26 protein-coding genes and 1 tRNA gene are annotated in these 24,176 nt (G+C 71.9%); 9 read left to right on the top strand and 18 right to left on the bottom strand.

Annotated elements, in window-relative coordinates; all coding sequences use genetic code 11:
• Positions 1–5: 5 nt before the first annotated feature.
• Positions 6–821, top strand: coding sequence for an ABC transporter ATP-binding protein (locus ACZ6K0_RS18620; protein WP_469230859.1), 816 nt, complete (start codon positions 6–8; stop codon positions 819–821).
• On the top strand, positions 818–3,355 hold the full coding sequence (locus ACZ6K0_RS18615; protein WP_469230857.1) for an FtsX-like permease family protein: 2,538 nt from the start codon (positions 818–820) through the stop codon (positions 3,353–3,355). Before ACZ6K0_RS18620 ends, ACZ6K0_RS18615 begins: the two co-directional genes overlap by 4 nt.
• Positions 3,356–3,370: 15 nt before the next feature.
• Here ACZ6K0_RS18615 and ACZ6K0_RS18610 read toward each other — a convergent pair whose 3' ends face one another.
• Together ACZ6K0_RS18610 and ACZ6K0_RS18605 are read right to left on the bottom strand one after the other, a co-directional pair.
• Positions 3,371–4,015, bottom strand: coding sequence for a LuxR C-terminal-related transcriptional regulator (locus ACZ6K0_RS18610; protein WP_376406958.1), 645 nt, complete (start codon positions 4,013–4,015; stop codon positions 3,371–3,373).
• Positions 4,003–5,199: a sensor histidine kinase gene (locus ACZ6K0_RS18605; RefSeq protein ID WP_469230855.1), complete on the bottom strand. Its 1,197-nt coding sequence runs from the start codon at positions 5,197–5,199 to the stop codon at positions 4,003–4,005. Before ACZ6K0_RS18605 ends, ACZ6K0_RS18610 begins: the two co-directional genes overlap by 13 nt.
• Positions 5,200–5,443: 244 nt before the next feature.
• Between ACZ6K0_RS18605 and ACZ6K0_RS18600 the strand changes: the two genes are divergently transcribed.
• The 4 genes from ACZ6K0_RS18600 (at position 5,444) to ACZ6K0_RS18585 (ending at position 8,713) form a co-directional block, all read left to right on the top strand.
• Positions 5,444–5,623 carry a hypothetical protein gene (locus ACZ6K0_RS18600; RefSeq protein ID WP_469230853.1) on the top strand — a complete coding sequence of 60 codons (180 nt, stop codon included), beginning with the start codon at positions 5,444–5,446 and terminating at the stop codon, positions 5,621–5,623.
• A 67-nt stretch (positions 5,624–5,690) separates the two neighbouring features.
• Positions 5,691–6,893, top strand: a complete 1,203-nt coding sequence (locus ACZ6K0_RS18595; RefSeq protein WP_376406952.1) for a DNA polymerase III subunit delta' — start codon at positions 5,691–5,693, stop codon at positions 6,891–6,893.
• A 107-nt stretch (positions 6,894–7,000) separates the two neighbouring features.
• Positions 7,001–8,560 carry an alpha/beta hydrolase gene (locus ACZ6K0_RS18590; protein ID WP_469230851.1) on the top strand — a complete coding sequence of 520 codons (1,560 nt, stop codon included), beginning with the start codon at positions 7,001–7,003 and terminating at the stop codon, positions 8,558–8,560.
• Between the two features lie 79 nt (positions 8,561–8,639).
• Positions 8,640–8,713: transfer RNA gene (locus tag ACZ6K0_RS18585), tRNA-Thr, on the top strand.
• Positions 8,714–8,755: 42 nt separating this feature from the next.
• On the opposite strand, the gene ACZ6K0_RS18580 is transcribed toward ACZ6K0_RS18585, so the two are convergent.
• Positions 8,756–10,378 carry a tyrosine-type recombinase/integrase gene (locus ACZ6K0_RS18580; protein ID WP_469230849.1) on the bottom strand — a complete coding sequence of 541 codons (1,623 nt, stop codon included), beginning with the start codon at positions 10,376–10,378 and terminating at the stop codon, positions 8,756–8,758.
• A gap of 6 nt (positions 10,379–10,384) precedes the next feature.
• The gene (locus ACZ6K0_RS18575) at positions 10,385–11,095 is read right to left on the bottom strand and encodes a hypothetical protein (protein WP_469230847.1); all 711 of its coding nucleotides are present in this window, start codon (positions 11,093–11,095) and stop codon (positions 10,385–10,387) included.
• Between the two features lie 116 nt (positions 11,096–11,211).
• Here ACZ6K0_RS18575 and ACZ6K0_RS18570 point away from each other — a divergent pair, with 116 nt between their 5' ends.
• Positions 11,212–11,451 (top strand): integrase, encoded by a 240-nt coding sequence (locus tag ACZ6K0_RS18570; RefSeq protein ID WP_469230845.1) that lies wholly within the window; start codon positions 11,212–11,214, stop codon positions 11,449–11,451.
• A 70-nt stretch (positions 11,452–11,521) separates the two neighbouring features.
• On the opposite strand, the gene tgmC is transcribed toward ACZ6K0_RS18570, so the two are convergent.
• The 7 genes from tgmC to ACZ6K0_RS18535 form a co-directional block, all read right to left on the bottom strand.
• Positions 11,522–12,679 carry an ATP-grasp peptide maturase system methyltransferase gene (gene tgmC / locus ACZ6K0_RS18565; RefSeq protein WP_469230843.1) on the bottom strand — a complete coding sequence of 386 codons (1,158 nt, stop codon included), beginning with the start codon at positions 12,677–12,679 and terminating at the stop codon, positions 11,522–11,524.
• Positions 12,676–13,641 (bottom strand): ATP-grasp ribosomal peptide maturase, encoded by a 966-nt coding sequence (gene tgmB / locus ACZ6K0_RS18560; protein ID WP_469230841.1) that lies wholly within the window; start codon positions 13,639–13,641, stop codon positions 12,676–12,678. The genes tgmC and tgmB overlap by 4 nt, the downstream gene beginning before the upstream one ends.
• Position 13,642: 1 nt before the next feature.
• Positions 13,643–13,906, bottom strand: a complete 264-nt coding sequence (gene tgmA, locus ACZ6K0_RS18555) for a putative ATP-grasp-modified RiPP (RefSeq protein WP_317875453.1) — start codon at positions 13,904–13,906, stop codon at positions 13,643–13,645.
• A 93-nt stretch (positions 13,907–13,999) separates the two neighbouring features.
• Entirely contained in the window at positions 14,000–14,818 is an 819-nt protein-coding gene (locus tag ACZ6K0_RS18550; RefSeq protein WP_469230839.1) for a DNA glycosylase family protein, read from the bottom strand.
• Positions 14,815–15,261, bottom strand: coding sequence for a hypothetical protein (locus ACZ6K0_RS18545; RefSeq protein WP_469230838.1), 447 nt, complete (start codon positions 15,259–15,261; stop codon positions 14,815–14,817). Before ACZ6K0_RS18545 ends, ACZ6K0_RS18550 begins: the two co-directional genes overlap by 4 nt.
• 303 nt (positions 15,262–15,564) lie before the next feature.
• The gene (locus tag ACZ6K0_RS18540; RefSeq protein ID WP_317875456.1) at positions 15,565–15,807 is read right to left on the bottom strand and encodes a DUF397 domain-containing protein; all 243 of its coding nucleotides are present in this window, start codon (positions 15,805–15,807) and stop codon (positions 15,565–15,567) included.
• A 10-nt stretch (positions 15,808–15,817) separates the two neighbouring features.
• On the bottom strand, positions 15,818–16,690 hold the full coding sequence (locus ACZ6K0_RS18535) for a helix-turn-helix domain-containing protein (protein ID WP_317875457.1): 873 nt from the start codon (positions 16,688–16,690) through the stop codon (positions 15,818–15,820).
• 246 nt (positions 16,691–16,936) lie between these two features.
• Between ACZ6K0_RS18535 and ACZ6K0_RS18530 the strand changes: the two genes are divergently transcribed.
• Together ACZ6K0_RS18530 and ACZ6K0_RS18525 are read left to right on the top strand one after the other, a co-directional pair.
• Entirely contained in the window at positions 16,937–17,386 is a 450-nt protein-coding gene (locus tag ACZ6K0_RS18530) for an ATP-binding protein (RefSeq protein ID WP_317875458.1), read from the top strand.
• Entirely contained in the window at positions 17,383–17,580 is a 198-nt protein-coding gene (locus ACZ6K0_RS18525; protein WP_317875459.1) for a hypothetical protein, read from the top strand. The genes ACZ6K0_RS18530 and ACZ6K0_RS18525 overlap by 4 nt, the downstream gene beginning before the upstream one ends.
• A 449-nt stretch (positions 17,581–18,029) precedes the next feature.
• Here ACZ6K0_RS18525 and ACZ6K0_RS18520 read toward each other — a convergent pair whose 3' ends face one another.
• The 7 genes from ACZ6K0_RS18520 to ACZ6K0_RS18490 all read right to left on the bottom strand — a co-directional run bounded on the left by ACZ6K0_RS18520 (position 18,030) and on the right by ACZ6K0_RS18490 (position 24,166).
• Complete coding sequence (locus tag ACZ6K0_RS18520) at positions 18,030–18,284, bottom strand: hypothetical protein (RefSeq protein WP_317875461.1); 255 nt, start codon at positions 18,282–18,284, stop codon at positions 18,030–18,032.
• Complete coding sequence (locus ACZ6K0_RS18515) at positions 18,281–18,538, bottom strand: hypothetical protein (protein ID WP_469230834.1); 258 nt, start codon at positions 18,536–18,538, stop codon at positions 18,281–18,283. Before ACZ6K0_RS18515 ends, ACZ6K0_RS18520 begins: the two co-directional genes overlap by 4 nt.
• Positions 18,539–18,604: 66 nt before the next feature.
• Positions 18,605–19,402 carry a peptidoglycan-binding protein gene (locus ACZ6K0_RS18510; RefSeq protein WP_469230833.1) on the bottom strand — a complete coding sequence of 266 codons (798 nt, stop codon included), beginning with the start codon at positions 19,400–19,402 and terminating at the stop codon, positions 18,605–18,607.
• Between the two features lie 67 nt (positions 19,403–19,469).
• Positions 19,470–21,086: a phage tail protein gene (locus tag ACZ6K0_RS18505; protein ID WP_469230831.1), complete on the bottom strand. Its 1,617-nt coding sequence runs from the start codon at positions 21,084–21,086 to the stop codon at positions 19,470–19,472.
• The gene (locus ACZ6K0_RS18500; RefSeq protein ID WP_469230829.1) at positions 21,076–22,026 is read right to left on the bottom strand and encodes a hypothetical protein; all 951 of its coding nucleotides are present in this window, start codon (positions 22,024–22,026) and stop codon (positions 21,076–21,078) included. Before ACZ6K0_RS18500 ends, ACZ6K0_RS18505 begins: the two co-directional genes overlap by 11 nt.
• Entirely contained in the window at positions 22,026–23,123 is a 1,098-nt protein-coding gene (locus tag ACZ6K0_RS18495) for a hypothetical protein (protein WP_469576434.1), read from the bottom strand. The genes ACZ6K0_RS18500 and ACZ6K0_RS18495 overlap by 1 nt, the downstream gene beginning before the upstream one ends.
• The gene (locus ACZ6K0_RS18490) at positions 23,120–24,166 is read right to left on the bottom strand and encodes a hypothetical protein (RefSeq protein WP_469230827.1); all 1,047 of its coding nucleotides are present in this window, start codon (positions 24,164–24,166) and stop codon (positions 23,120–23,122) included. The genes ACZ6K0_RS18495 and ACZ6K0_RS18490 overlap by 4 nt, the downstream gene beginning before the upstream one ends.
• Between the last annotated feature and the right edge of the window lie 10 nt (positions 24,167–24,176).

Genomic DNA, 24,176 nt, shown 5'->3' with positions numbered 1-24,176 from the left:
TCGGCATGATGACGACAGCAGCGACGGAGAGCGGTGCCGCACTCGCCCTGGAAGGGGTGAGTCGGACGTACGGACCGGCCAAGCGGTCCCGTGGGGCCGACGGGGCCCGTGGATCCCACGGCGGCGTGCCCGCGCTCGACGGCGTGCACCTCGTCGTGCCGCGCGGGCGGTTCGTGGCGGTGATGGGCCGGTCGGGTTCCGGGAAGTCCACGCTGCTGCGCTGCGCGGCGGGCCTCGAACGGCCCACGGCGGGCACGGTACGCATCGGGGGCACCGACCTCGCCACGCTGAAGGCGGCCGGGCTCACCCGGCTGCGGCGCGACCGCGTCGGCTTCGTCTTCCAGTCGCTGAACCTCGTGTCCGCCCTGAACGTGCGGGAGAACGTCACCCTGCCGCTGCTGCTCGCCGGCGCCCGCGCGGGCCGGGAGCTCGACGAGCGGGCCCTGGCCGGTCTCGCGGCCGTCGGCCTCGCCGACCGGGCCGAGGACGTGCCGGAGAACCTCTCCGGCGGCCAGCGGCAGCGGGTGGCGATCGCCCGGGCCCTCGTCAACGAACCCGAGGTCGTCTTCGCCGACGAGCCGACCGCCGCCCTCGACCCGGTCACGGCCGCCGGGGTCCTCGCCCTGCTGCGGCGCGCGGTGGACGAGCGCGGCCGGACCGTCGTCCTCGTCACGCACGACCCGGTGGCGGCGGCGTGGACGGACGAGGCGGTGTTCCTGGAGCGCGGCCGGCTGGTCGGCCGCCTCGACCGGCCGGACGAGGCCGGGGTCCGCGCGGCCCTCGGCGCGCCGGCCGGCCGGCACCTGGCGGTGGCACGGTGAAGCGGGTCGGAAGCGGGGCCGGGAACCCGGTCGGGAACCCGGCGGTGCGGCTGCTCGCCGCCCGGTCGCTGCGGACGCACCGCAAGGCGTGGGCAGCCGTGTTCGCGGCCGTCGCCGTCACCTCGGCGCTGCTCGGCGCCCTGGCCCTCGCCGTCGGGTCGGTCGGACTCGGGCACGCGCGCGTGGAGCGGTACGCGGCGGCGCCCGTCGTCGTGGCGGGCGACCAGGAGATCAGCTGGACGACCGACCCGTGGGGGAGCGAGCCGACGACCGTCTCGACGGGCCTGACCGAGCGGGTACGGATCCCGAGCGCGGCCGTCGACGTCCTGCGCGAGGTCCCGGGCGTCCGGGCCGCGGTGCCGGACGACACCTTCGTCGTACGGGAGCCGGGGGCGGGTGCCGGCAAGGGATCCGAGACGTACACCGGGCGGTCCTGGGAGGCCGCCGCGCTCGCGCCGTACACGCTGCTCGACGGGCGGGAGCCCCGTAAGGCCGGAGAGGTCGTGGTCGGGGCGGGAGTCGGGGCGGAAATCGGGGCGGGCATCGGGGCGGGAGTGGGGGCGGACATCGGCGACGGAGCCCGTTCCGGTGCCAAGGTCCGGGTCGGGGAGACCGTGGCCGGGCGGACGGTCGTCGGGGTGGCCGACGGCCCGGCCGCGCTCTACGTCACGGCGCAGGAGGCGCGGCGGCTCGCCGGGCACCCGGGCGCGGTCGACGCCGTCGGGGTCCTCGCCGAGCCCGGCGTCCCCGTGGACACCCTCCACGCGCGCGTGCGGGCCGCTCTGGACCGTGCCGAGCTCAAGGACACCGCGTCGGGGCAGCCCCTCCGGGCGCTCACCGGCGACGGCAGGGGCGGCGCCGAGCACCTCGCCGCACCGCCCGCGCGCGCCGAACTGCTCGCACTCCTCGCCGCCGTCTCCGGAACCGTCCTCCTCATCGCCGTCCTCGTCCTGTCCTCGCTCGTCGCGCAGGCGCTCGGCCAGCGCGGCGCCGAGCGGGACCTGCTGCTCGCGGTCGGCACGACCCCCCGTCAGCTGCGGGCCGCCGCCGGACGGGAAGTGACCCGGGTGGCGGGCGCGGCGGCGGTGCTCGGCGCGCTCGCGGCCGTACCGACGTTCCTGGCAGGGTGGTCGACGCTGCGGGCCCGTACCGGAGTCGTACCGGAGGGGCTGGTCCTGCCCACGCCGCCCTGGCTGTTCGCCGGCTCGCTCGTCGTCGCCGCCGTCGTGGTGGGACTCGCCCGGTTCGTCGTCCTCTTCTCGACCCGCCGGGCGGACCGTCAGGGGACGGGGGCCGTGCGCCGTGTCAGCGGGCTCGTCCTGCTCGTCCTCGGCGCGGCAGCCGCCGTGACGGCCACCACGCAGGGCGGCGAGGCGGCCGGCGCCGCGGCGAGCGCGGCCACGGTGACGCTCGTTACCGGGTGCGCGCTGCTCGGGCCGTGGATCGCGCGGGGCGCGATGCGGATCCTGGACGGGCCGTTCCGCCGGCTCGGCGGGGCGCCCGGGCGGCTCACGGCGGCCGGGGCGGCAGCGCACTCGCGGCGGCTGGGGGCGGCCCTCACCCCGGTCGTCCTCGTCACCGCCTTCGCGCTGGTGCAGCTCACCGCCGGCTCGACGATGGGCCGGGAGGCCGAGGCGCAGGCGAGGTCCGCGACCACCGCCGACCTCGCGGTCACGGGGACGACGGCGGAGCAGGTGCGGAGGCTGCCGGGGGTGACCGCGGCGACGGACGTGCTGCGCTCGACGGTCGTCCTCGCCCGTACGGAGGCCGGTTCGCCGCGCCTCGACCGGCTCCCGGTCCTCGGCGTGGACGCCGACGGTCTGGAGGGCACGCTCGACCCGGGCGTGGTCGCGGGCGACCTGGCCGGACTCGCGGGGCGCGGGACGGTCGCGGTCGGCGCGGACACGGCCGACGCGCTGGACGTGCGGCCCGGTTCGACGGTGGCCCTGCGGCTCGGCGACGGCACGGAGAAGCGGCTGCGGGTGGTGGCGGTGTACACGCGCTCGCTCGCCCTCGGCGCGTTCCTGCTGCCGAAGGCCGAACTGGCGCCGCACATGACCGACCCGTACCCCGCGCGCGTGCTGGCGGCGACGGAGGACAGGCAGACGGCCGCCGCCTCCACCGCCGTCGTACCGGAGCAGGTGGCGACGCCCGGGGCCGAGCTGAAAGGGATCGTCTCGGCGGCGGTCGTCACCGCGATCGGCGCGCTCACCGTCCTCGCCGTCCTGAGCACCCTCGCCCTGATCGGCGCCGGGCGGCGCGGCGAGCTCGCGCTGCTGCGCCAGGTGGGCGCATCGGCCGGTCAGGTGCGCCGGATGCTCGGCCTGGAGGCCGGGTTCCTGACGGCCACGGGGCTGCTCCTCGGGGTGGCGGTGGCCGCGCTGCCGCTGACCGCCTTCGCCTGGGCCCTGACGGGCGGCCTGCCGTACCTGCCGCCCGCGCAGGCAGCGCTGATCGCGGGGACGGTGGTCGTCACGGTCGTGGCGGGCGTGTTCCTGCCGGTCTCGGGGCGGAGGTGGAGGTCCGGGGCCTGAGCGCCCTCGGGGGCCTCAGACCTTGAGGTACGCGAGCACGGCGAGGACCCGGCGGTGGCCGCCGCTGTCGCTCGGCGGCAGGCCGAGCTTCGCGAAGACGTTGCCGATGTGCTTGTGCACGGCCCGCTCGGTCACCACCATCGAGCGGGCGATCGTGCTGTTGTCGTGCCCCTGGGCCATCAGTTCGAGGACCTCGCGCTCGCGCGGCGTGAGGGAGTCCAGCGGGTCGTCGCGGCGCCGGGCGAGCAGTTCGGCGACGACCTCCGGGTCCAGCGCCGTACCGCCGGCCGCGACCCGCTCCAGGGCGTCCAGGAACTCGTCGACCCGCCCGACCCGGTCCTTCAGGAGGTAGCCGACGCCCCGGGCGCCGCCGCCGAGGAGCTCGGCCGCGTACGTCTCCTCCACGTACTGGGAGAGGACGAGCACGGGCAGCCCGGGCAGCTGCTCGCGGGCCGCGAGCGCCGCCCGCAGCCCCTCGTCGCGGAAGCCGGGCGGCAGCCGTACGTCGAGGACGGCGACGTCCGGGCGGTGCTCCAGGAGCAGCGGCAGGATCTCGGGGCCGGTGGCCGCGACCCCGGCGACCTCGTGGCCGGAGGAGGACAGCAGCAGCACCAGGCCCTCTCTGAGGAGGGCGTTGTCCTCGGCGATCACCACACGCACGGAAGCTCCACTTCGATCACGGTCGGGCCCCCTTGGGGGCTGGTCAGTCGTACGGTGCCGTCGAGTGCGGCGACCCGGCGGCGCATGCCCGTCAGGCCGGAGCCGCCGCGCTCGCCGGCCTCCGCCCCGCCGTGGCCCTCGTCCTTGACGAGGACGCGCAGGCCGGCGGGCCGGCGGGCGAGGGCGACGGAGGCGCGGGCGGCGCCGCTGTGCTTGGCGGCGTTGGTGAGGGCCTCGGCGACGACGAAGTACGCGGCGGCCTCGACGGCGGCCGGGGCACGGGGGCCGTCGGCGGCGTCGGGGACCGCGTCTCCGGCGAGGCCCGTCACCGACACCGCCACCTCCAGACCGCTGCTCGCGGCGAGCGCCCGGACCGCGCCGGTCAGACCGCGGTCGGTGAGGATCGGCGGGTGGATGCCGCGCACGACGTGCCGCAGCTCGGCCAGCGCCTCCTCGGCCTGCTCCTGCGCGTCGTCGAGGAGTCTGCGCGCGGCCGCGGGATCGGAGTCGTACGCCCGCCTGGCCAGGCCGATCCGCATGGAGAGCGCGACCAGCCGGGCCTGCGCGCCGTCGTGCAGGTCGCGTTCGATCCGGCGCAGCTCGGCGCCGTGCGCGGCGACCGCGCCGGCCCGGGTGGCGGTCAGCTGCTCGATACGGGCGGCGAGCGCGGCGTCCCGGGCGGCGGACGGGGCGGGGGTGAGCAGCGCGCGCGACCAGTCGGCCTCCAGAGCGGCGAGCCGGCCGATCAGCGGGAGCACCAGGGGGCGGTGCCCCGCGAGCCCCGCCCAGACGCCGTCGACCACCACCGCGCACACCCACACGATGAGCGAGGCGCACCACAGCAGCACGCCGTAGACGGCGTGCGCGGCGGCCCAGATCAGATCCCCGTGCGTGCCGGGGTCGGTGACGGCGGTCCGCACGCGCGCGGGGAGGGGGCCTTCGAGCGGCAGGTACGCCTCCGGGACGGGCGTACCGGTCCTGGCGGCGGTACGGCTCCGCTCCCGGCCCGCGAGCAGGCGCAGCAGCAGGACGGTCTCGGGGAGGACTCCGGCGCCGATGACGGTGAGGGTGAGGACGGCGGTGAAGAGGAGGACGGCGGCCATCAGCTGACAGAGGACCGCGAGCGCGGCCCCGGTGAGGAGATGGAGCCAGGCCCGGGCCGCTTCCTTGATCGCCTCGCGCATTCCGCAAGGGTAGGCGGCGCTGATGACGAGGACGGTGGTGCAGGCTCCACCATCGGTCCGGGGGCGGGCTCCGCTGTGCGGGGACGGGGACGCGACGAAGATCGAATCACCACCCGCCACGACGCGAAATCCCCCGGCCTTCCGGACCCCCGAACCCCCGCACCCCCGCACCCCCGCACCCCCGCACCCCCGCACCCCCATGCCCCCATGCCCCACACCCACACCCACACCCCTGGAGATTCTTATGCGATTCCTGCTCTGGCTGCTGTTCACGGCGGGCGTCCTCGTCAACCTCTACGTCAACACCTTCTCCGGCTGGACCGGCGCCGCGCACGTCGCGGCGAGCATCTGCTCGGGGGTGTTCGTGCTCGGCTCGGCGGTCGGCCTGTGGCTGACCCGCGCCCGGGCCCGCGGCGCGGTCTGACGGCCGGTCGGCAGGGGTTGTCAGAGCGCTGCCCCACAATGGGGGGCGTACCTGAGGAGGGGCAGACATGGCCGTATGGGACGACCTGGTCGGACAGGCGAAGGTCGAGGAGCAGCTGGCCGCCGCCGCGCGCGACGCCGACGCGCTCGTGACCGCCCATGCCGCCGGAGAGCCCGCCCCCGAGGCGTCGAAGATGACCCACGCCTGGCTGTTCACCGGCCCGCCGGGGTCCGGGCGGGCGACCGCGGCGCGGGCGTTCGCCGCCGCGCTGCAGTGCGTGAGCCCCGACCGGGCGATGGGCGGGGTCCCGGGCTGCGGATTCTGCGACGGCTGCCACACGACCCTCGTCGGCACCCACGCGGACGTGGAGATCGTCCGTACGGACCTGCTGTCCATCGGTGTGAAGGAGACCCGCGCGCTCGTCCGGCGCGCCCAGCTCTCCCCGGCGGGCGGCCGCTGGCAGGTCATCGTCCTGGAGGACGCCGACCGGCTCACCGAGGGCGCGGGGAACGTGCTGCTGAAGGCCGTCGAGGAGCCCGCGCCGCGCACGGTCTGGCTGCTCTGCGCGCCGTCCCTCGAGGACGTGCTGCCGACGATCCGTTCCCGCTGCCGGCATCTGACCCTGCGGACGCCGCCGGTGGAGGCGGTGGCCGACGTGCTCGTGCGGCGCGACGGCATCGAGCCGGAGGCGGCGTACGCCGCGGCCCGCGCGACCCAGGGGCACATCGACCGGGCGCGGCGGCTCGCCACGGACGAGCGGGCCCGGGCGCGCAGGGCCGTCGTCCTCAAGCTGCCGCTGCGGGTCGCGGACATCGGCGGCTGCCTCAAGGCCGCCCAGGAGCTGGTCGACGCGGCGGCGGAGGACGCGAAGCAGGTCGCGGAAGAGGTCGACGTCAAGGAGACCGAGGACATGAAGGCGGCGCTCGGCGCCGCACAGGGCGGCCGGATGCCCCGTGGCACGGCCGGCGTGATGAAGGAGCTGGAGGAGCGGCAGAAGCGCCGCAGGACGCGCACCCAGCGCGACAGCCTGGACCTCGCGCTCACCGACCTGACCGGCTTCTACCGCGACGTGCTCGCGCTCCAGCTCCGCTCGCGCTCGGCCATCGCCAACGTGGACGTGCGGGACGCGCTGGAGCGGATCGCCGGGGACACCACCCCGGAGCGGACCCTGCGCCGCATCGAGGCGATCCTGGCCTGCCGGGACGCCCTCGACCGGAACGTGGCACCGCTGCTGGCGGTGGAGGCGATGACGATGGCGCTGCGCGACTAGGGCCTGCCCGGCGGATCATGGCCGGGGTCGCGAGCGCGACCGGGGCCCGTCCACAGGCGTCCCACGCGATTGGACACGGTCCGTACTCGTCCGGATACGCTCCGGGAATGGACTCCAGGCGTTTGCTCCGTACGTCCGCCACGGCCCTCGCGGCCGCCGGACTGATCCTCTCCGGCTGCACGGGCGGAAGCGACGCCGCCGCGTCCCGTACGACGACATCGGCCGCCGCCCGGGCCTCCGCCTCGGCCGGGAGCGAGGCGCTGAAGAAGTACTACGGGCAGAAGCCGACGTGGCGCGACTGCGGTGTGCCGGGCTTCCAGTGCGCGACGCTGCTGGCCCCGCTCGACTACGCGAAGCCGGACGGCGGCGACGTCGAGCTGGCGGTCTCGCGGGCCCGGGCCACGGGCCCGGGGAAGCGGCTCGGTTCGCTCCTGGTCAACCCGGGCGGGCCCGGCGGCTCGGCCGTCGGCTACCTCCAGGGGTACGCGGGCATCGGCTACCCCGCCCCCGTCCGCGCCCGCTACGACATGGTGGCCGTCGACCCGCGCGGGGTCGCCCGCAGCGAGCCGGTCGAGTGCCTGACGGGCCCGCGGATGGACGCGTACACGCAGGTGGACCAGACGCCCGACGACGCGGCGGAGACCAACGCGCTGAGCGCGGCGTTCAAGGAGTTCTCGGCGGGCTGCGAGAGGCGCTCGGGGAAGGTCCTGGCGCACGTCTCCACGGTCGAGACGGCGCGTGACATGGACATCCTGCGGGCGGTGCTCGGCGACGAGAAGCTCTCGTACGTGGGGGCCTCGTACGGCACGTTCCTCGGCGCCACGTACGCCGAGCTCTTCCCCGACCGGGTCGGCCGCCTGGTCCTCGACGGGGCCATGGACCCGTCCCTGTCGGCGCTCGACCTCAACCGCGACCAGACCGCCGGCTTCGAGACCGCCTTCCGGGCCTTCGCCGCCGACTGCATCCGCACGGCGGACTGCCCGCTCGGCACGGAGTCGGTCGCGGCGGCCGGCGAGGCGCTGCGGGCGTTCTTCCGCGACGTGGACGCGAAGCCGGTGCCGACGGGCGAGAGCCGCGAGCTCGGCGAGTCCCTCGCGACGACGGGCGTGATCGCGGCGATGTACGACGAGGGGGCCTGGCCGCAGCTGCGGGAGGCCCTCACCCGGGCGATCGGCGGCGAGGGCTCGGGCCTGCTGGCCCTGGCCGACAGCTACTACGAGCGGGAGGCGGACGGCACGTACGCCAACCTGATGGACGCCAACGCCGCCGTGAACTGCCTCGACCTGCCGGCCGCCTACGCAGGGCCCGCCGACGCGGAGAAGGCGGTCCCGTCCTTCGAGAAGGCGTCCCCGGTCTTCGGCGAGGGCCTCGCCTGGGCAGCCCTCAACTGCACCTACTGGCCCACGCGGCCCACCGGCACCCCGCACCGCATCACCGCCGAAGGAGCCGCCCCGATCCTCGTCGTCGGCACCACCCGCGACCCGGCCACCCCCTACAAGTGGGCCGAGGCCCTGGCCGGCCAGCTCTCCTCCGGCACCCTCCTGACCTACGAGGGCGACGGCCACACGGCGTACGGCCGGAGCAGCGACTGCATCGACGCGGCCATCAACGCCTACCTCCTGGAAGGCACTCCTCCACAGGACGGAAAGCGCTGCTCACAGGCGTGATCCAGGGGTGGTCGGAGCACCCCAGGAAACTGTGTAGACTTGGCGGCGCTGCTGCACCCAACATGGGTCTGCACGGCAAGCCGCCTTAGCTCAGCTGGCCAGAGCAACGCACTCGTAATGCGTAGGTCTCGGGTTCGAATCCCGAAGGCGGCTCGGAATTACCCCAGGACTCACTCGCCGTGACCTGGGGTTTTTTCATGCCCCGACGAGACGGGGGCGGAACGCGATGATCTTCGCGCCCTCATGTGAGGCCGTCGTGAGGCCATCCTGCTCGTTTGCCTGCTCGACCGGCCTCTGCTTGGGCAGTCGAGACGCCCCGCGCGGAACCATGGCGGCTGTCGCCTCGGCAGCCTCGGCGGCGGCCTTGGGCATGACCGACTGATAGATGTCCCGGGTGATCCGGCTGTCGCTGTGCCCGAGGGTCTCGGACACGATCTTGACGTCGACACCGGCGGCCAGCATGAGCGAGGCGGCGACGTGCCGTAGATCGTGCAGCCGGATCGGCGGCAGTCCGGAGAGGTCGACGAGCCGCTCGAACTGGTCGGTCAGCCAACCGGGGTGAATCCGCTCGCCGTCCTCCTGGGTGAACACCCGGCCCGACTCGATCCACGCGGGCCCCCACTGGCAGCGCTCGGCAGCCTGCTTGGTCCGGTGCGCGTCGAGCACCTCGGCGGTGTACTCGTCGATCGAGAACACGCGCTCGCCACTGTCGGTCTTGGGCAGGCTCTCTATGACCTCCCATCCGTCCTGTACGAGCTGTGTGGCAATGGTCATCGAGCGACTCTCTGCGGAGTAGTCAGCCCACCGGACGCCGCACGCCTCGCCGCGCCGCAGACCCCGGAACGTGATCAGGTGGAACAGCGGCAGCAGTCGGTGCTTCGACTCGGCGAGGAAGTCGAGGAACTGTCCGGCCTGCTCGGGTGTCCAGACCATGACCGCCGAGGGGCGCTCGCCGGTCCGCACCCATGCGTCGACCCGCTCGGGCGTCCACACCATCGCCTTGGGTCGCTTGGCCGGGGTGAGCTCGACGTACGACGCGGGGTTGAAGGTGATCGCCCCGCGCGCGATGGCGGTGTTCAGCGCGGCCCGCAGCGTGTCGCGGATGTGCTTCTGAGTCGATGGTCCGGTGATCCGGCGGAACGGCGGCATCGCGTCAATGGCGTCCTTGAGGAACTTTCGGCGGCCGCGGTTCTCCAGTCCCTTCCACGGGATCGTCTTCAGCTCGTCGAGCGCCGCACGGCGCTGCACGTTCGCGTCGTGAGTGTCGGCGTTGGCCTCGGCGATCCCGGCGAACATCTCGTCGAGGTGCTGCACCGTGAGGCGGTCGAGGCGAATGTGCCCGATGTGGGGTTTCAGGTGGCACCTGATGTCGACCTCGTACCGGGTCTCGCCGCTCTTGCGGAGTGCCTTCTTACCGGCGAGCCACGCGTCGAGCCACTCGGCGACCGTCATGTGCTGTGTCAGAGACTGCCCGGTCGCGAAGCGACGCTTCGTCTCGTCGTAGTCCGGGATGTCCTCGCCGCTCGCCGACACCGTTTCGAGCAAGTCGGCTATGCGGCGGCGTCCCTCGGGGTCGGACTTCTTGTCGGCGATGTCCAGCAGCGCCGCGAGCGCGTTGATGTCCGTCTGTGCGTCGCCCTTGGTCTTGTATCCGCTGCGGCGGAAGCGGCGTCGGGTGCCGTCCTCGCGGGGCGGCAGTTCCTGAACCAGGCTCCAAACGCCGTGCGCTCGCTGCGACAGCTTCTTGCACGCTGCGCCGAGCTGCTTGTCGGTCTGCGGATCACGGCATCCGCAGCGCTTGGTGATCGTTCCGTTCATCTCGTCCTATTCCTCCGGTGTGACTGAGTCGGGGCTGTCGAGCATGTCGAGCCCCCTCATGTCCTCGATCAGATGACGTCGTAGGGCGGGGACCTTGAGGCCCGCGCGCACCATGTCGTCGATATGGCGTGCAAGTTCTTCGAGACGGTGCAGATAGTCGGTCTCTGCCTCGGCATCACCTCCCTTCGCTTGGTTGGCCTCGGTGCGCAGGTACGCCCTGTGGACGGCTGCGCGCCGCCGCTCGAACTCGGGGTACAGAGAGGCGGGATAGGCCGCCGTGGCCCACGCTGCGGCCCATGTCTGACCGGTTCCGGCGATCTGCCGGGAGTCGGTGACGTACCGCCCGTCGATCGGGCCGTCGAGCGTCGGCGTCGCCTCGCCAGTCATCCACTGCCACACCGTGTACGGGTCGCGCGGGTCGGCGGCCGGGACGGTGGGCACTGCTGCCTCGCTCCCAAGGGGGAGCAGCAGGAGCAACGGGGGCGTGGCGAGGGCGAGGCCGAAGACGAGTAGCTCATCGACGGTCACCGGACGGCGTTTCCTGCCCCCGCCGCCGGATCGGCCGGTCTCGATGCTGACGATCACGGCATATGTGAGGTCGGGGCGACCGAGGCGGGCGCATTCGGCGGCGAGCTCATCGCGGTTCATGCCGAGGCGCTCGCGGTGCCGGCGGATCTGTACGGCGACGACATCGCCCGCTGTTTGGTGATTGTGCATATCGCAAAGCTAGCTTTGTCTGTTGCAAAGCGCCACTCTTGATCGTACGTTGCTGATCTAGGCATTGATCGGCACCAACGGGCCGACGTGCACACCGATGTCACAGGGGGCCAATGATGAGCACCGCAGAACAGGGGATGACACACGACGAGCTGATGACGCTTCCGGTCGCCGTCCCGCTGGAAACCGCGAACCGTGCGCTGCACCTCGGTCGGACGACCGGCTATCACCTCGCCCGGATGGGTCGGTACCCCGTGCGGGTCCTGCGCCACGGGCGGGCGTACAAGGTGTCGCGGTACGACCTGCACAGGCACCTTGGCGTCGACATCGAACAGCCCACGGAGCAAGCCGACTGACGCCGCGAAAGCGCGCCGCCCGCCGGGCCCTCGGAGGAAGGGCGCGGCGGGCGGAGTTGTCCACGGTCGACTAGATGGGCAGTGCCCAACTCGGACCGTCCGGGGCGCCGAGCCACACCTGCTCGGTGCCCGGCGTGATCGTCATCCCGAACTCGGACAGGTGCGGCGAGCCGTGGCTCTCCCACATGGCGACCGCGTCCTCGACGGTGTTCCACAGCTTGAGGGGACCTCGCTGTGTCACGGTCCACCCGCCGGTCCCGTTCGGCCGGGTTCGAGCCTGCGAGCCCGTGGCGACGTCGAGCAGGATCTGCTCGGCCCCCATCCCGAGCCGCTCGGCCGACGGGGCGGCGAGCTGCGCCACGAACCGACCGGACCAGTCGTCGAGCAGGGCGGGGTCGATCCGGCTCGGCCGTTCCTCGCCGGGCAGCAGTTCGAAGGGGCCGTGCGGCGGCCGGTCGTGCGACCGGGCCATCATGAACGACGTGTACCCGGGCAGGAATCGGCCCGTCGCCCCGCCCTCGCCGTCGGCGGTCAGGCGCACGAGCCCGTGACCGAACCCCCATCCTGCGAGCGTGACGAGCAGGGTTCCCCCGGCCTTGATCTGCCGCAGCAGTCCGTACGGGACATGACGCATCGAGCAGAACGCGATCACGACGTCGTACGGCGCGTCGTCGGCATGGCCGCGCAGCCCGTCGCCTGTGATGAGCGTCGGGGCGTACCCGGCCTCGGCGAGGGCCTTCCGCGCCCGCTCTGCGGCGTCCGGGTCGGTCTCGATCGCCGTCGTGGTCCCCTCGCCGGCGATCTCGGAGACGCAGGCGGTCGAGTAGCCGGTGCCCGCGCCGATGATCAACACATGATTTCCCGGGGCGACGCCTGCCTGCTCGATCATCCACAGGATGACGCCGGGGAGGGTCGAGGACGACGTCGGGGTGCCACCGGTCACGGGCCCGGTGGCGTGCTCGGCGAGGACCCTGTCGAGCTGCGTCACCCATGTCTCGTTCTGGTAGGCGAGGCGCAACCACTCCTCCGCCGGGACGTCGTCGCGGCGCACGGGCGTCCACACGGTGACGCCCGGGGGCGGGCTCGGCTTGTAGATCGCGGAGCCGAGGAAGACCTCGCGAGGGACGGACTCGGCCGCGCGGCGCACTTCGGCATCGTGCAGCGTGTCGTCGTCGACGAGCTGCTCGACGAGCCGGCGACGCAGGGACGCGGCGGTGTCAGCGGTCATGCGGGGGTGCCCTTCTGGAGGGAATCGGCGAGCGCGCTCGCGATGGCGCGGCTCGTGTCTTCGTTGACGAATGCCCACTGTCCGTTCGGGTTGCATTCGAGGAACCACCATCGGCCCTCGCGATCGAGGGCGAAGTCGAAAGCCCCGAAGGTGAGCCCGAACGCATGAAGGTAGGAACGGACCGCGTCGCCGACGGCGGAGGGGACCGAGATCGGCGAGCAGGTGATCAGGCGTTGATCCTGTCGCCAATCGAGGTGGTCGCCGACTGTGTCGATGCGCGTCGCGAACAGCTCGCCGCCGACGGCCGCGAGGCGGATGTCGGCGATCTTCGGTACGCACGCCTGAAATAGGTGTGGGCAGAGAGCGATCGAGTCGTCGAGTTCGTCGGCCTGAACGGAGCGAACCCAGATGGTTCGGTTCCTGCCGTCCGCACCTCGCTGGTGTACGCCGTGCACGGGCTTGTAGATCACACGTTCGTGCTCGGCCGCGAACGCGCGGGCGTCCTCGGCGCTGTTCGTGACCAGCGTGTCAGGCACGGCCAGGTCGAGGTGGGCGGCGGTGGCGAGCTGCGCGAGCTTGTACTCGGCAGCTCGGTTCCGAACGGGGTGGTTCACGTGCAGCGCGTCGGGAAGCGCGGTCAGTACGCCTGTGTATCCGGCGCGGGACTGCTCGACGGCGAATCGCTGCTCGGGGGTCTCGGCCTGTCGGGGGTCACCGTACGGGGTGGGGCGTCGCCAGTAGACGGAGCGGACGGCCGAGAGGTCGAGGCGGCGGGTCCCGGTGGTCAGATCGCCGGCGAACCCGTCGGCTCCGATCCGTGCGCTCATCCGGGCGGGCTCGGGGAAGTCGGCGGCCGGGTCGAGCCGTACGACCGGGACACCCCGGTCGTACAGCTCGCTCACCACCAGATCCGCCGTGACGTCACCGAGTGCCGTGATGACGAGAACCGGTGAGTCGGTCATGTCAGTCCGACGCGGTGTCGTCGATCGAGTCCGAGTCCGCCGGCGCGGGCGGCTGCGCGCCGCCGCCATCCGCACCGGTCGAGGTCGAGGACGACGTCGAGTTGTTCGTGCCGTGCGTCCCCATCTCGACGCGCCGCCCGTCCGCGTCGAAGTAGCGCGTCACCTGCGAGTCGGGGTCGATCTCGGTCCGGGCGAACGGGAACTCGATCGTGTGGGGGTACGGAGCTAAGCGCCCCATGCCCCAAGGCTGTACCGCCGTGGCCATGCGATCTCCTTCGTGATCTTGGCTGTTTCGTCGGTGGTGCGTTCCGCCGTGCGCTCCGTGCGCGGGCGGAAGTCTCATGGGTCCGACCTCTGGCTACCCGCGCCCCTGCGACCTATGACTGCCGTAGGCGAGCGTGAACAGGGTCAGCGCGTGCCGTTGGGCGCGCGTGGGCGCCCAACGGCGCCACAGGGCCTCGAACTCGCGGTCGGAGCTCGGAAGGGTGAGACCGGGGGCCGCCGCGCAGGCCCATGTGCGCACGGCGAGGTCGGCGACCGGATAGATCGAAAAGTCCCCGGTGAAGTCGGCGGCGGCCGTGGCAGCGGTCCACGGACTGATGCGGGGCACCTCCCCGAGTTCCTTGGCCAGGCTCTCGGGGGCGAGGGTCGCCCACTGCTCGCCGTGTTCGAGAAATGCCTCGGCGGCGGCGCGCAGGGCGGCGCGGCTGAACGTCCCGCCCACGGCGGCGAACCCGTCGTCGGAAAGGGCGAGGACGACCTCGGGCGTCGGCGCGATGGCGAACTCGCCGGCCGACGTCACGAACCCGCGTCCGTACGCCGCGTAGAACGAGCGGTGTCGCTGCCGCGCCTGCCCGGTGGATTGGCGGAGGACTGCCGTAACGATCGCGTCCCACAACGAGGGGTTGGTGAGGCGGGCCACGGAACCCAAGCGCACCAACTCGTCGAGCAGCGGCACGGCTTCCTCGGGAGCGACGGGCAGTTCGATCGGAGACGTGTAGTCGACGAGCGGCTGCTCGGCGGCGGCGTCACCCGTAACGGCCCACAGGGCAAGGTGTTCGTCATGCGGGTTCCACACGGCGAGCCATGCGTCGCCCTGGTGCTCGACGACGCGTGCCTGCTCGCCCTTGGGGGTCGCACTCCACGCGGGGTGGTCGGCGATGATCTGCGTACTCATGAGCTCAATTCCGTTTGCCTCGGGCCGTGTTCGTTGTGGCGGGGCGAGTCAGGCACGCGGATTTCGAGGTACCGCAGAGGCTGCACCGACCACTCGGCGAGCGCACCGTTCCCCAACACCACGTTGAACCCGCACCGTTCACCCGCGTTCAGCAGACCGAGGGCCGTGATCCATCCGTCCTCGACCCACTCGATCGCCCGCTCGATCTCGCCCGGGGTCATGCCGAACACGTGGGCCCCGCGCACCTGCACACGTATGGCACGGATGGCCTCGCGTGCGGTCGGAAAGACGCGCGGGGCGAAAGCTGGCACGGCCTTACGGGATGTCGAAGTCGGGTACCGCAGCACGTAGAGCGCGAACCCCGCGCCTACGGACATCTCAGCCAGCCGGCCGACGGACAACCTTGCTCCGTTGACGGTGATCACACCGCTTGCCGCGCCCATACGCCGGACCTCCGGACTGGTGCCATAGTTGCCCCTCGCCGGCGCCGGCTAGGGTCGCCGCCGGCGAGGGGCAACCCTCGGGGGATCTCCCCAACAGGAGTGCGAAAGGGGAGATTTCCGCAGCAAAAGGCACGGTCTTGCCGAGATCGACCTCTCGCTGCGACGCAGAGCGACCGTACTGCTACGTGGGAAAGGGCGGCAAGTGTGCACCGGGGCATACTTGTCGCCCGGCATGGATTGGCATATGCAGGTGCCCCCCGACCGAGGCGGTCGGGGGGCACCGTTGCTACGGGTTGCTGGGTCCTACCTCAGCGCTCGGTCGGCGTCGTCGACCTCAACCCCGGCGATGAGGTGGTCGAACTCGCCGTTCTTGGCGCCGGCGATGAACGCGGCGAGGTTCTCGCGGGTCGTCGTGACGACGACCCCCGGCTCGTCGCTCTCATGAATCAAGATCGCGCCCGTCTCGTTCTCCGCTACGTGAATGCAGTTCTCTCCGCCGCCTCCGGAGAAAGAGGACTTCTGCCACTTGATGGGGGATGCGCTCATTCCCTTGGTCTCACAGTTCCCTAGCGATGTGGTGGATTAGCTGCCTCGATCCTTCCAGATCGAGTGAAGCGTGCTCGGCGATGTCGAGCAGGGTGCGGTACTTCTTCAATTCAGCCTCGGCGTCCAGGAAGCGACCGCCGAAAGCGCTGTCGATCTGCACCGTGTCCAATTCGGGAACCGAACCGCTTGCATACAGGACGGGCTGTGTCACTTCGATGAAATCCTCGCTCGTGAAAGGGATTACTCGAATGTGCACGGTGGGCAGCTTGGAAACCTCGATCAGGTATTCAAGCTGCTCGCGAACCACCTTGCGTCCGCCGAAGCGCATACGTAGGGCGGCCTCATGGATGATGGCTGTGTACTGCGGCGGCGGAGGGGCGCCCGTCTCCTCCTCGCGTTCGAAGATCGTGAACCGCTTCAAGCGGTGCTCGACGCGAGCCTCTACCTCATCCTCGGGCAGCTTCGGCGTGACACCGGAAAACAGAGCGCGCGCGTAATTCTCGGTCTGGAATGGCCCGGGGAATGTGATGCTCTGCATCGAGCGCATGGCAACGGCGTGGTGTTCCAACTCGGCGATGTTCAGCCAAGCAGGGTCGAGCTTGCCCCGGTAGTCGTCGAACCAATGTTGCCCTCGGTGTTCCAGGGCTATCGCGGAAAGCGCATCGATCAAAGGCTCGTTGTCGCACTGATAGAGCGTGGCCAAGCGCCGAATGCGTTCCACGCTTACGCCGATTTTCCCCGCCTCGATGTGGCTGATCTTGGCTTGGTCAGTCGACAGGAGGGCGGCCGCCTCGCGCGCCGTTTTGCCCGCTCGGTCGCGGAGCTTCCGCAGCTCGGCGCCGAGCCGTTGCTGCCTCGCGGTCGGATTCTCCCTGGGTGGCATTGGTCCCTTCCCCTGTCGTTGACCCGAGTCTGCCGCGTAACCGTGCCTTGGGTCCACCTCGTAGTACCGGAAGAGGGGGGCAGCCTTGCCCCGGGGCATGTATGCCCCCTACAGTCCAGGGCAGCACCGCGCCGCGCCAGTAAGCCCGAAGTGCAGCCGTAGCGCACGCCGTTGGTGTGCCCCGGGGGACGGCCAATGCCACGCATGGCGAGCGCGAGCTCATACCGCCGCGTAGGGAGACGACGAATGAAGAACGCAGTCTTAGCACCTCCCGCACCACCGCCCGTGACGGGCGCGAGCTACCGCCTCACCGCTCCGAGCCTGTCCACCACGCCGAAGATCGCGCGTGACTGGGTGGTCTCGATTCTTCGCTCGGGGCAGCACGCCCCGCTCGCGGAGCGAGCGCGAGTCTGCACCTCCGAGGTGGTCACCAACGCCTACTTGCATGGGCGTACGCCGCTGATCACCGTCGAGGTAACCCTCGGGCAGGGACGCGTGAGCGTTCTGGTCCGAGACGAGAACCCCTACGAGATGCCGAAGCTCATCCCGGTGGATCACCACTCTCGCGACGAGCACGGTCGCGGCCTGCTCATGGTCGACTGCTTCGCCGATCACTGGGACGTGCGCCTGACCGAGGCGGCAACAAAGGTCGTGTCGTTCATGCTCGTTGACCCCGGAAGGGAGGCGGCGGCGTGATCCGCCCGACCGAAGTAGAGGTATCGCCCGCAGGACGCCCCGAGATGCCGGGCGGCGTCTGGCTCCACTTCGACACTGTGCCGCTCGTAGAACTGACCGAGCAGACGGCGCGAGATCTCACGTTCGCCTTGGGCGAGCGCCTCGGCCTGTTCGTCTGCCCGCGCGACGCCGTAAGCGAGGTAGCGGGATGGTGATGGACACCGACCGGGCCTTACTCGGACTGATGATCATCTTCGCGAGCCTCGGAGTGCTCGTGCTCGTCGCGATCTACGCGTCGATTCCCGGCCCCCTCCACGCCGAGACCCCGCCGCCTGACACCGAGGGGCAGATCTACACCTGTTACTGCTGGCGTGACCCGATCCCGGTACGGGTCACGGTCGGCCCCGGCGAGCGTCGACGACATGCTCGCGCGCGGCACGCACGCCACCCCGCCCGCCCAGATACCCATGTCTCCCACGCGGGGGCGGGCGGCGGAGGAAGGGGAGCACCTCCCGTGCCTGTGCCCGCATAGGCCGCACGCACGGTGACCCCGAGCAGAGGGCCCTCGACGAGTGCACCGTCGAGGGCCCTCTCGCGTGCCCGCACAACGACAGATGACGCCCCCTGTACCCGACCTCGGCCGGGTACAGGGGGCGCGGTGCGTTCAGCGGGTGGCGGTCTGCCACACCGTGAGGGCGAGGCCGATCACGGCGACCACGGCGAGGACGCTCGGGAGCGGCCACCGGCTCTTTTCGAGGGCATCGAGCCTGCTCTCGTGGTCGGCGAGGCGGGCGTCGGTCTGGTCAGACCGCTGCACGAGCAGGGCGAGAGATCCGTCGACCTTGGCGAACCCGGTCTCGACGGTCGCTCGCAGCCGTTCAAGTTCGAGGGCGACGTCGCTTGGGGTCGGGTCGGTCACTGGCGCCCGTCCCGGTCGAGGGCGAGCAGCTCGTCGTCACGGGTCGGGGCCGTACGCAGCCATGACGGAAGCAGGGACTGCACGCCCGGGAGCGCCATCACTCGGGCGGTGCCGCCGGCGACGGCGAGCGCCGCGGCGACCCACGGCAGAGTGGCCGGGATGCCGGACGCGTCGACGATGGCGGGCAGCAGGACGGCGAGCGCGAGGGAGGTCTGCACGAGCGTGCGGAGGGTCCGGCGGGAAGCGTCGGTCATGAGGGGTTCCTCTCTTGAAAAACGGGACGCCCCGCCCGCGGCGCGGGCGGGGCGAGGACGGGGTGATCAGAGCTTGGGGACCTTGAGGGCGTCCCAGCTCTTACGGCCGGGCCACCCATCGGCATCGGTGCCTCGGTACCCGAGACGCTGCTGCCAACGGGCGTAGCTGTGCCGGTCCGCCTCGGTCCACTGCGGGCCGGGGCCGTCGCGGTAGGCCGAGCAGCCGACGGCGACGAGTCGGCGACCCATGGCCGTGACGATCGGCGAGCGCGGGGTGCGCTTGAACCACTCGGCACCCGGGAACGGCTCGTACCTCGGGGCGGGCGTGCCGGTGTTCCCCCCGCCACCCGGGCGCGGGGCGCCGCGCTGCACCCATGCGTAGAGCGGCCCGCCGGGGCAGGCGGTCGGGTGTCCGTCGCGGTGGCCCTTGATCTCGGCGCCGGCGTCGCCGTCGTGGCGCAGCCACTCGACGGCGTCGCGCAGTCCGGCGAGCTGCGCGTCGGTCGGCTCGGTCAGTCCCGAGCTGCCGAGCAGCGCACACACCGCGTAGTGCCCGGTGTTCAGTGCCGCCGTGCCGTTCGCGCCGGTCTTGCGGTGCGCGCCGCGGCCCTCGAACACGTAGCCGTGCGGGCAGACGAGCGCGTTGTACGCGATGTCGCTGTAGTTCTCTTCGTCGTTGGCGAGGTGGCTCGCCTGTATCGCGCGGACGCGCGGCGCGCACTGGTCGTGTGCGTCCGGGCGGCCGAGGGACTCGGGCACATGCGTGCCCTCATAGTGGATCTTCACGCCCCGGGTGCTGCCGATGTAGACGAGCGGATAGCGGGACGGGCGGGCACCCCACTGGGCGCGGCTGACGAACTTCAAAGGGCCCTCCGGGCATAGAAAAAGCCCCGGCCGTCGGGCACGGGGCGCGGTGTGGCGGGGCGGGCGATCAGGCGAGCGCCGCCCAGAAGCGGTTACTGCCGTTCTCCATCGAGGCGAGGGTGAGCGAGGCGGGGGCGGTCGCGCCGCCGGTCGCGTACGAGCCGAACCTGCGGACGGCGGTCAGGCCGAAGACGTTCGGCGGCGAGCCGAAACTCGACTCGGCGACGAGCATCATCGGGCCGTCGCCGGTGGTCGCGTTGTATTGGAAGCGCCACGCGACGTAGTAGAGACCGGCGGCGGCGGAGTAGGCGGCGGTGAGCGGGACCGAGACAGTCGCGCCGCCGGAGTTGTGGACCTCGGCGGGTTCGACCCCGGCGGTCGACAGGTCGGCGGTCTGCGCGACCCGGGTTCCGGACGAGTTGTAGAGCGCGGCCCACGAGCCGGTGGTGAGCCCGCCGGCATACCCGCCGAAGTGCCACGCGATCTTGGCCACGGACACCGGCGACCGCAGGTAGACGGCGGTGACCCGAATCGGGCCCGACCCGGGATAGAGCGGGGCGGAGTGCCCGACGGCGGGGTCGAACGCCCACGTCAGCAGACCGAGGTCGCTCGCTCGGAACTCGCCCCCGCCGAGCGCGTCCACGTACGACTTCCGCGCGAGGTGGGTGTCGGCGGTTGGCGCGGCCGAGCTCGACGGCACGCTGCTGAACGTCTTGGCGCCCGCGACGGTCTGATTGCCGGTGAGCAGAACGGCAGTTCCGGCCGCCTCGGCGCCGACGTCGGCGGCGGCGAGGGTGACCGCGCCGGTCTTGCCCGCGACCGAGGTCACCGGGATGCCCGACGGCCGTACGTAACGGGCGTCGGCCGCGGCCAGGTCGAGCGCGCCGACATCCGAGGCGGCGAGCACGACCACGCCGGTCTTGCCGTTGACCGAGTCGACCGCGCCGCCGCCCGAAAGCGGCGGGAGCTGCGCAGCGGGCACCTTCCCGTCGGGGCCGAGGGACGCGACCCCGCCCGCCGCCCCGGCGGCGCTCGCGGCGAGGGCGCCGACGTCGGCCGCACTCAGTACGACGGCCGCCTCGCTCTTCCCGTTGACCGACTGGACGACGCCGGCCGGTCCCGTGGCGCCGGTCGCCCCGGGATCGCCGCTGTCTCCCTTCGGGCCGGGGGTGCCGGTCGCCCCGGGATCGCCCCTGTCTCCCTTTGGTCCGGCGGTGCCGGCCGCCCCGGGATCGCCCCTATCTCCCTTCGGGCCGGGGGCGCCGGTCGCTCCGGGTTCGCCGCTGTCTCCCTTCGGGCCGGGGGCGCCGGTCGGCCCCGGCACACCGACGTAGTTCGGTTTCGTGGGGTCGGTCGGGGCGATGTCGGCGAGGTCGACCTCGGTCTGCGCCCGGGGCAAGAGGACGTTGTACGAGCGGCCCACGGGGATTCCGGCGAGCTGCTCGGTCACGATGTACGCCCATCCGGACGGGTCCATGTCGGGGGCGTCGGTGGCGGGCAGCGTGACCTCGAACGCGCCCTGCGCGTCGAGTTGCACGGTCACCGGGCCGCCGAGGATCACGTCGGCCTGCGGGAAGGTGAGTTGGGCCGGGGCGCGAAAGACGATCGCCCCGGACAGCGGGACGCCGTTCGGGGCGAGGAACCGGCCGCGCACGGTCACGGTGGGGATGGTGTCAGGAAGCATCGGCGGTGCCCTCCTTCGGCGGGGCCTGCGGGAACGGCGGGGGCTGCACCGGGAGGTCGACGCCCTGCTCGGGACCGGTGGTGTCGTCGGCGTCGGCCGTGAACGCGCGGGCCGCGGCGAGCGCCTGCACGGGCGGGTCGGGTACCTCGCTGCGCGAGTAGGTCCGCCGGGTGAACCCTCCGAGACAGGACACGCGCACGCCGTCGGTGCCTGCCTTCTGGCGGCCCTGAATCCGGACGAACACGAGCTGCTCGAACTCGGCGCGGTCGAGGGGGAACGTGTACCAAGCGGTCTTGCTGACCAGCGCACCGGCGTTGGCGGGGGCGGCGACGGAATCGGTCTGGATGTCGGACCAGCTCGCCTCACTGGCGAGCCGGTACTGCACCTTGATCTCGCACGTCGCGCCGGGTGCGGCGGCGAATTCGAGTTGCAGCGTGGCGACCGGGTTGTGCGCCTGGATGGACGCGAACCAGCAACCCACGAACGAGCTCGTGGTGATGACTTCGTTCGCGGGCGGGAGCGGCTGAAACGGCATGGGCAGGGCCGGCGAGCCGATTCCGCGACCGGACGTCGTGTCGTCACTGATCACGTGATGCCCGGTGCGATCCCAGATGCCCACGGCCTGAGTCCCCGCGCCGCCGAGGCCGGCGTCGGGGAAGGCCCGAATACTGAAAGCTGTCGTGCCGTCCTCGCGCTGCATGACGACGCCCTGCTGCTTGCTCCCGTCCGGGTGATTCCACCAGTCGGAGAAAGCTCCGACCCCGACCAGACCGGTGCCGTCGGGGGCGAGGACTTCCAACGATCCGCCCTCGGCGATGACCACCCTTCCGTTTGAGATCTGGTCCATGCGGGGGCGCATCTGCGCCCTCCCGCGTAGCTGCCGTACCTCGCTCTCGACCTTGTTGAGGCGGTCGAGCAGATCCTGCGGAACGAACGGCACTAAGGAACCTCCAAGAACAACTTGGCCGTCTCGGGACGGCCGCGTTCGGGTGGGGTGACGGAGACGCCGACGACGCGGTATCGGGCGTCGAGGGTGTCGGGGTGCCACAGGTCGCGGATGCGGAGCCGGATTGTCGAGCCGAGCAGGGCGGGCGTGATCGCTCCGCCGAGCAGCACCTCGACCTCGGGGATCTGCACCGGGGTGCGGGCCGCCGTCCAGTCGGCGCGAGCGTGGGCGTCGAGGGTGGTCTGCCGCTCGACGGTGGTGTGATCGCTCGACCCGTCGAGGCGCGGCCATCCGGCGGTGAGATCGTCGTCGTCGACCAGGAGCGGTGACATGAGCGGGAACGAGTCCGCAGCTTGGTTCCGGTTGATGGTTGCGCCCCGGGACTGCCACACGTTCGCTTTCGTGGTGGCGTCGACGGGCCACGTGTAGGTGAGCACCGGGCCGGGGTGGTCGAGGACTATGTCGGATGCCCCGGAACGAATGACGGGGTGCCCGAGTTGCAGCCGCTTGACCCGACGCCCGTCGGTGTCGCGGAACGACGCGATGCGCCACTCGAACCCGTCCTCGGTGGCGGCCAGGTCGTCGAGCAGACCACCGACGCTCGGTAGGTCGAAACGCAGATACGTGCGGTCACGTGTGACCCCGGACGTGTGCGTGTCGTACGTGATCCTGATGTCACCGCCCTTGGCGTCCTGGGCGTAGTCGACGAGATCCCGCACGATGTCGAATTGGTCGACACCCTCGGCGACGTGCGTCTGATACAGGTACCGGCGATAGAGGTAGCTTTCCCACCCCCCGACTTGGATCTGTGCGCCGAGCCGGCCGCGGCTGTCGCTGGCGAGGGCGAGCGTCCACAGGATGCCGCCCCACCACAGATCGCGACCGCGCTCGACCCACACGCCGGTACGCCCCGGCACCAGAGCGCGGCGGGCTCGTTCCGCGAGGGCACGGTTAGGGATCGGCACCGTGCCGGTCATGCGGCCGGTCTTGCCGATGTAGTCGTCAAGGGACATGCCCTGTACGGGCAGGGAGTCGAGCACCTGATCGCCGCGCAGATCGCAGAAGAGCAGCCGATAGCCCGTCGCCGTCACGCCGGTCCGATCCACTGCAAGCCCAACTTGCTGTAGCTGCCGGGCACGTTGCTGAGCGCCGCACCGGACCACAGGGACATCTCGATGTAGTCGCCCGCCGCGAGGACGATCGGGCGGGCAGAGCCGTGGCCCTGCCCGCCCGACGACGACGGCAGGTAGCTGAGCTGGACGTCACCGGCGTTGTTGATCTGGACGCGGGCGCGGGCCTGCGTCGCTCCGTTCGGCCACACCTGATGTGCGTAGACGACGTACAGTCCGCCGACCGGTGCCGTGACACGGGTCGTGGCAGCCGACGACCACATGCCGGTGGTCGACATGGCGTCGGTGCCGGTCCACTGAATCTTGATGTAGCTGTTCGCGGGCACGTTGTACGTGTTGCTCTTGACCGTCGACACGTAATGCCGCTCGACGACCGGCCGCCACGATGCGGTGGTCTGAGACCAGCGCATGAGCTGCCCGTCGTGGTCGGCGTACTGGCCGTCGTACGCGCCGGCGTCTGCGGCGGTGCCGCCGGGTGGGATGCCGCCCGCCGCGACGGTGTACCGGCGGCGATCGGTGAGGTGGCTCGACCAGTTGATGCCGCCGACGCCCGCCGAGGTGCCCGGAAGTACCCGGATGTCCCACAGTCGCAGACATGCCGGGGGGAGGATCGGCGGGCTCGGGGTGGCGGTGGCCTCGCCGATGAACACCTCGATACGGGCGAGGTTCTGCCCGTGCTCGTCGAAAAGCTGGTCGAGCACCCGCAGCGCCACGGTGTCGATGCGGGTGAACTGAGCCTCGCCGTCGGTGATCGTCACGGTCTGCGGGGCGTCGAGGGCGACCGGGTAGGCGCCCTGTGGGGTGGTGCCCTGTACGACGGCGCGGCCGGGGGCGATCTGTAGCGCCATCGCGCCGGCGCCGGTGGCGGCGAACGGCGCGCCGCCGGGGATCACGCCGTCTCGGGTGCGCAGTTCCGTCTCGGGGGTGTACGTCCCCAGAGGGGCGAGGCGGGTGTCTTCTCGGGTCTGCCCGGTGGGCAGGAGCCATGCGGGGCGCACGGTCACGGGCGGGACC

It is taken from the genome of Streptomyces sp. NPDC042346 (assembly GCF_055581845.1).
Note: the sequence above shows the minus strand (reverse complement) of the source record. Positions and strands in the feature narration are given on the sequence as shown.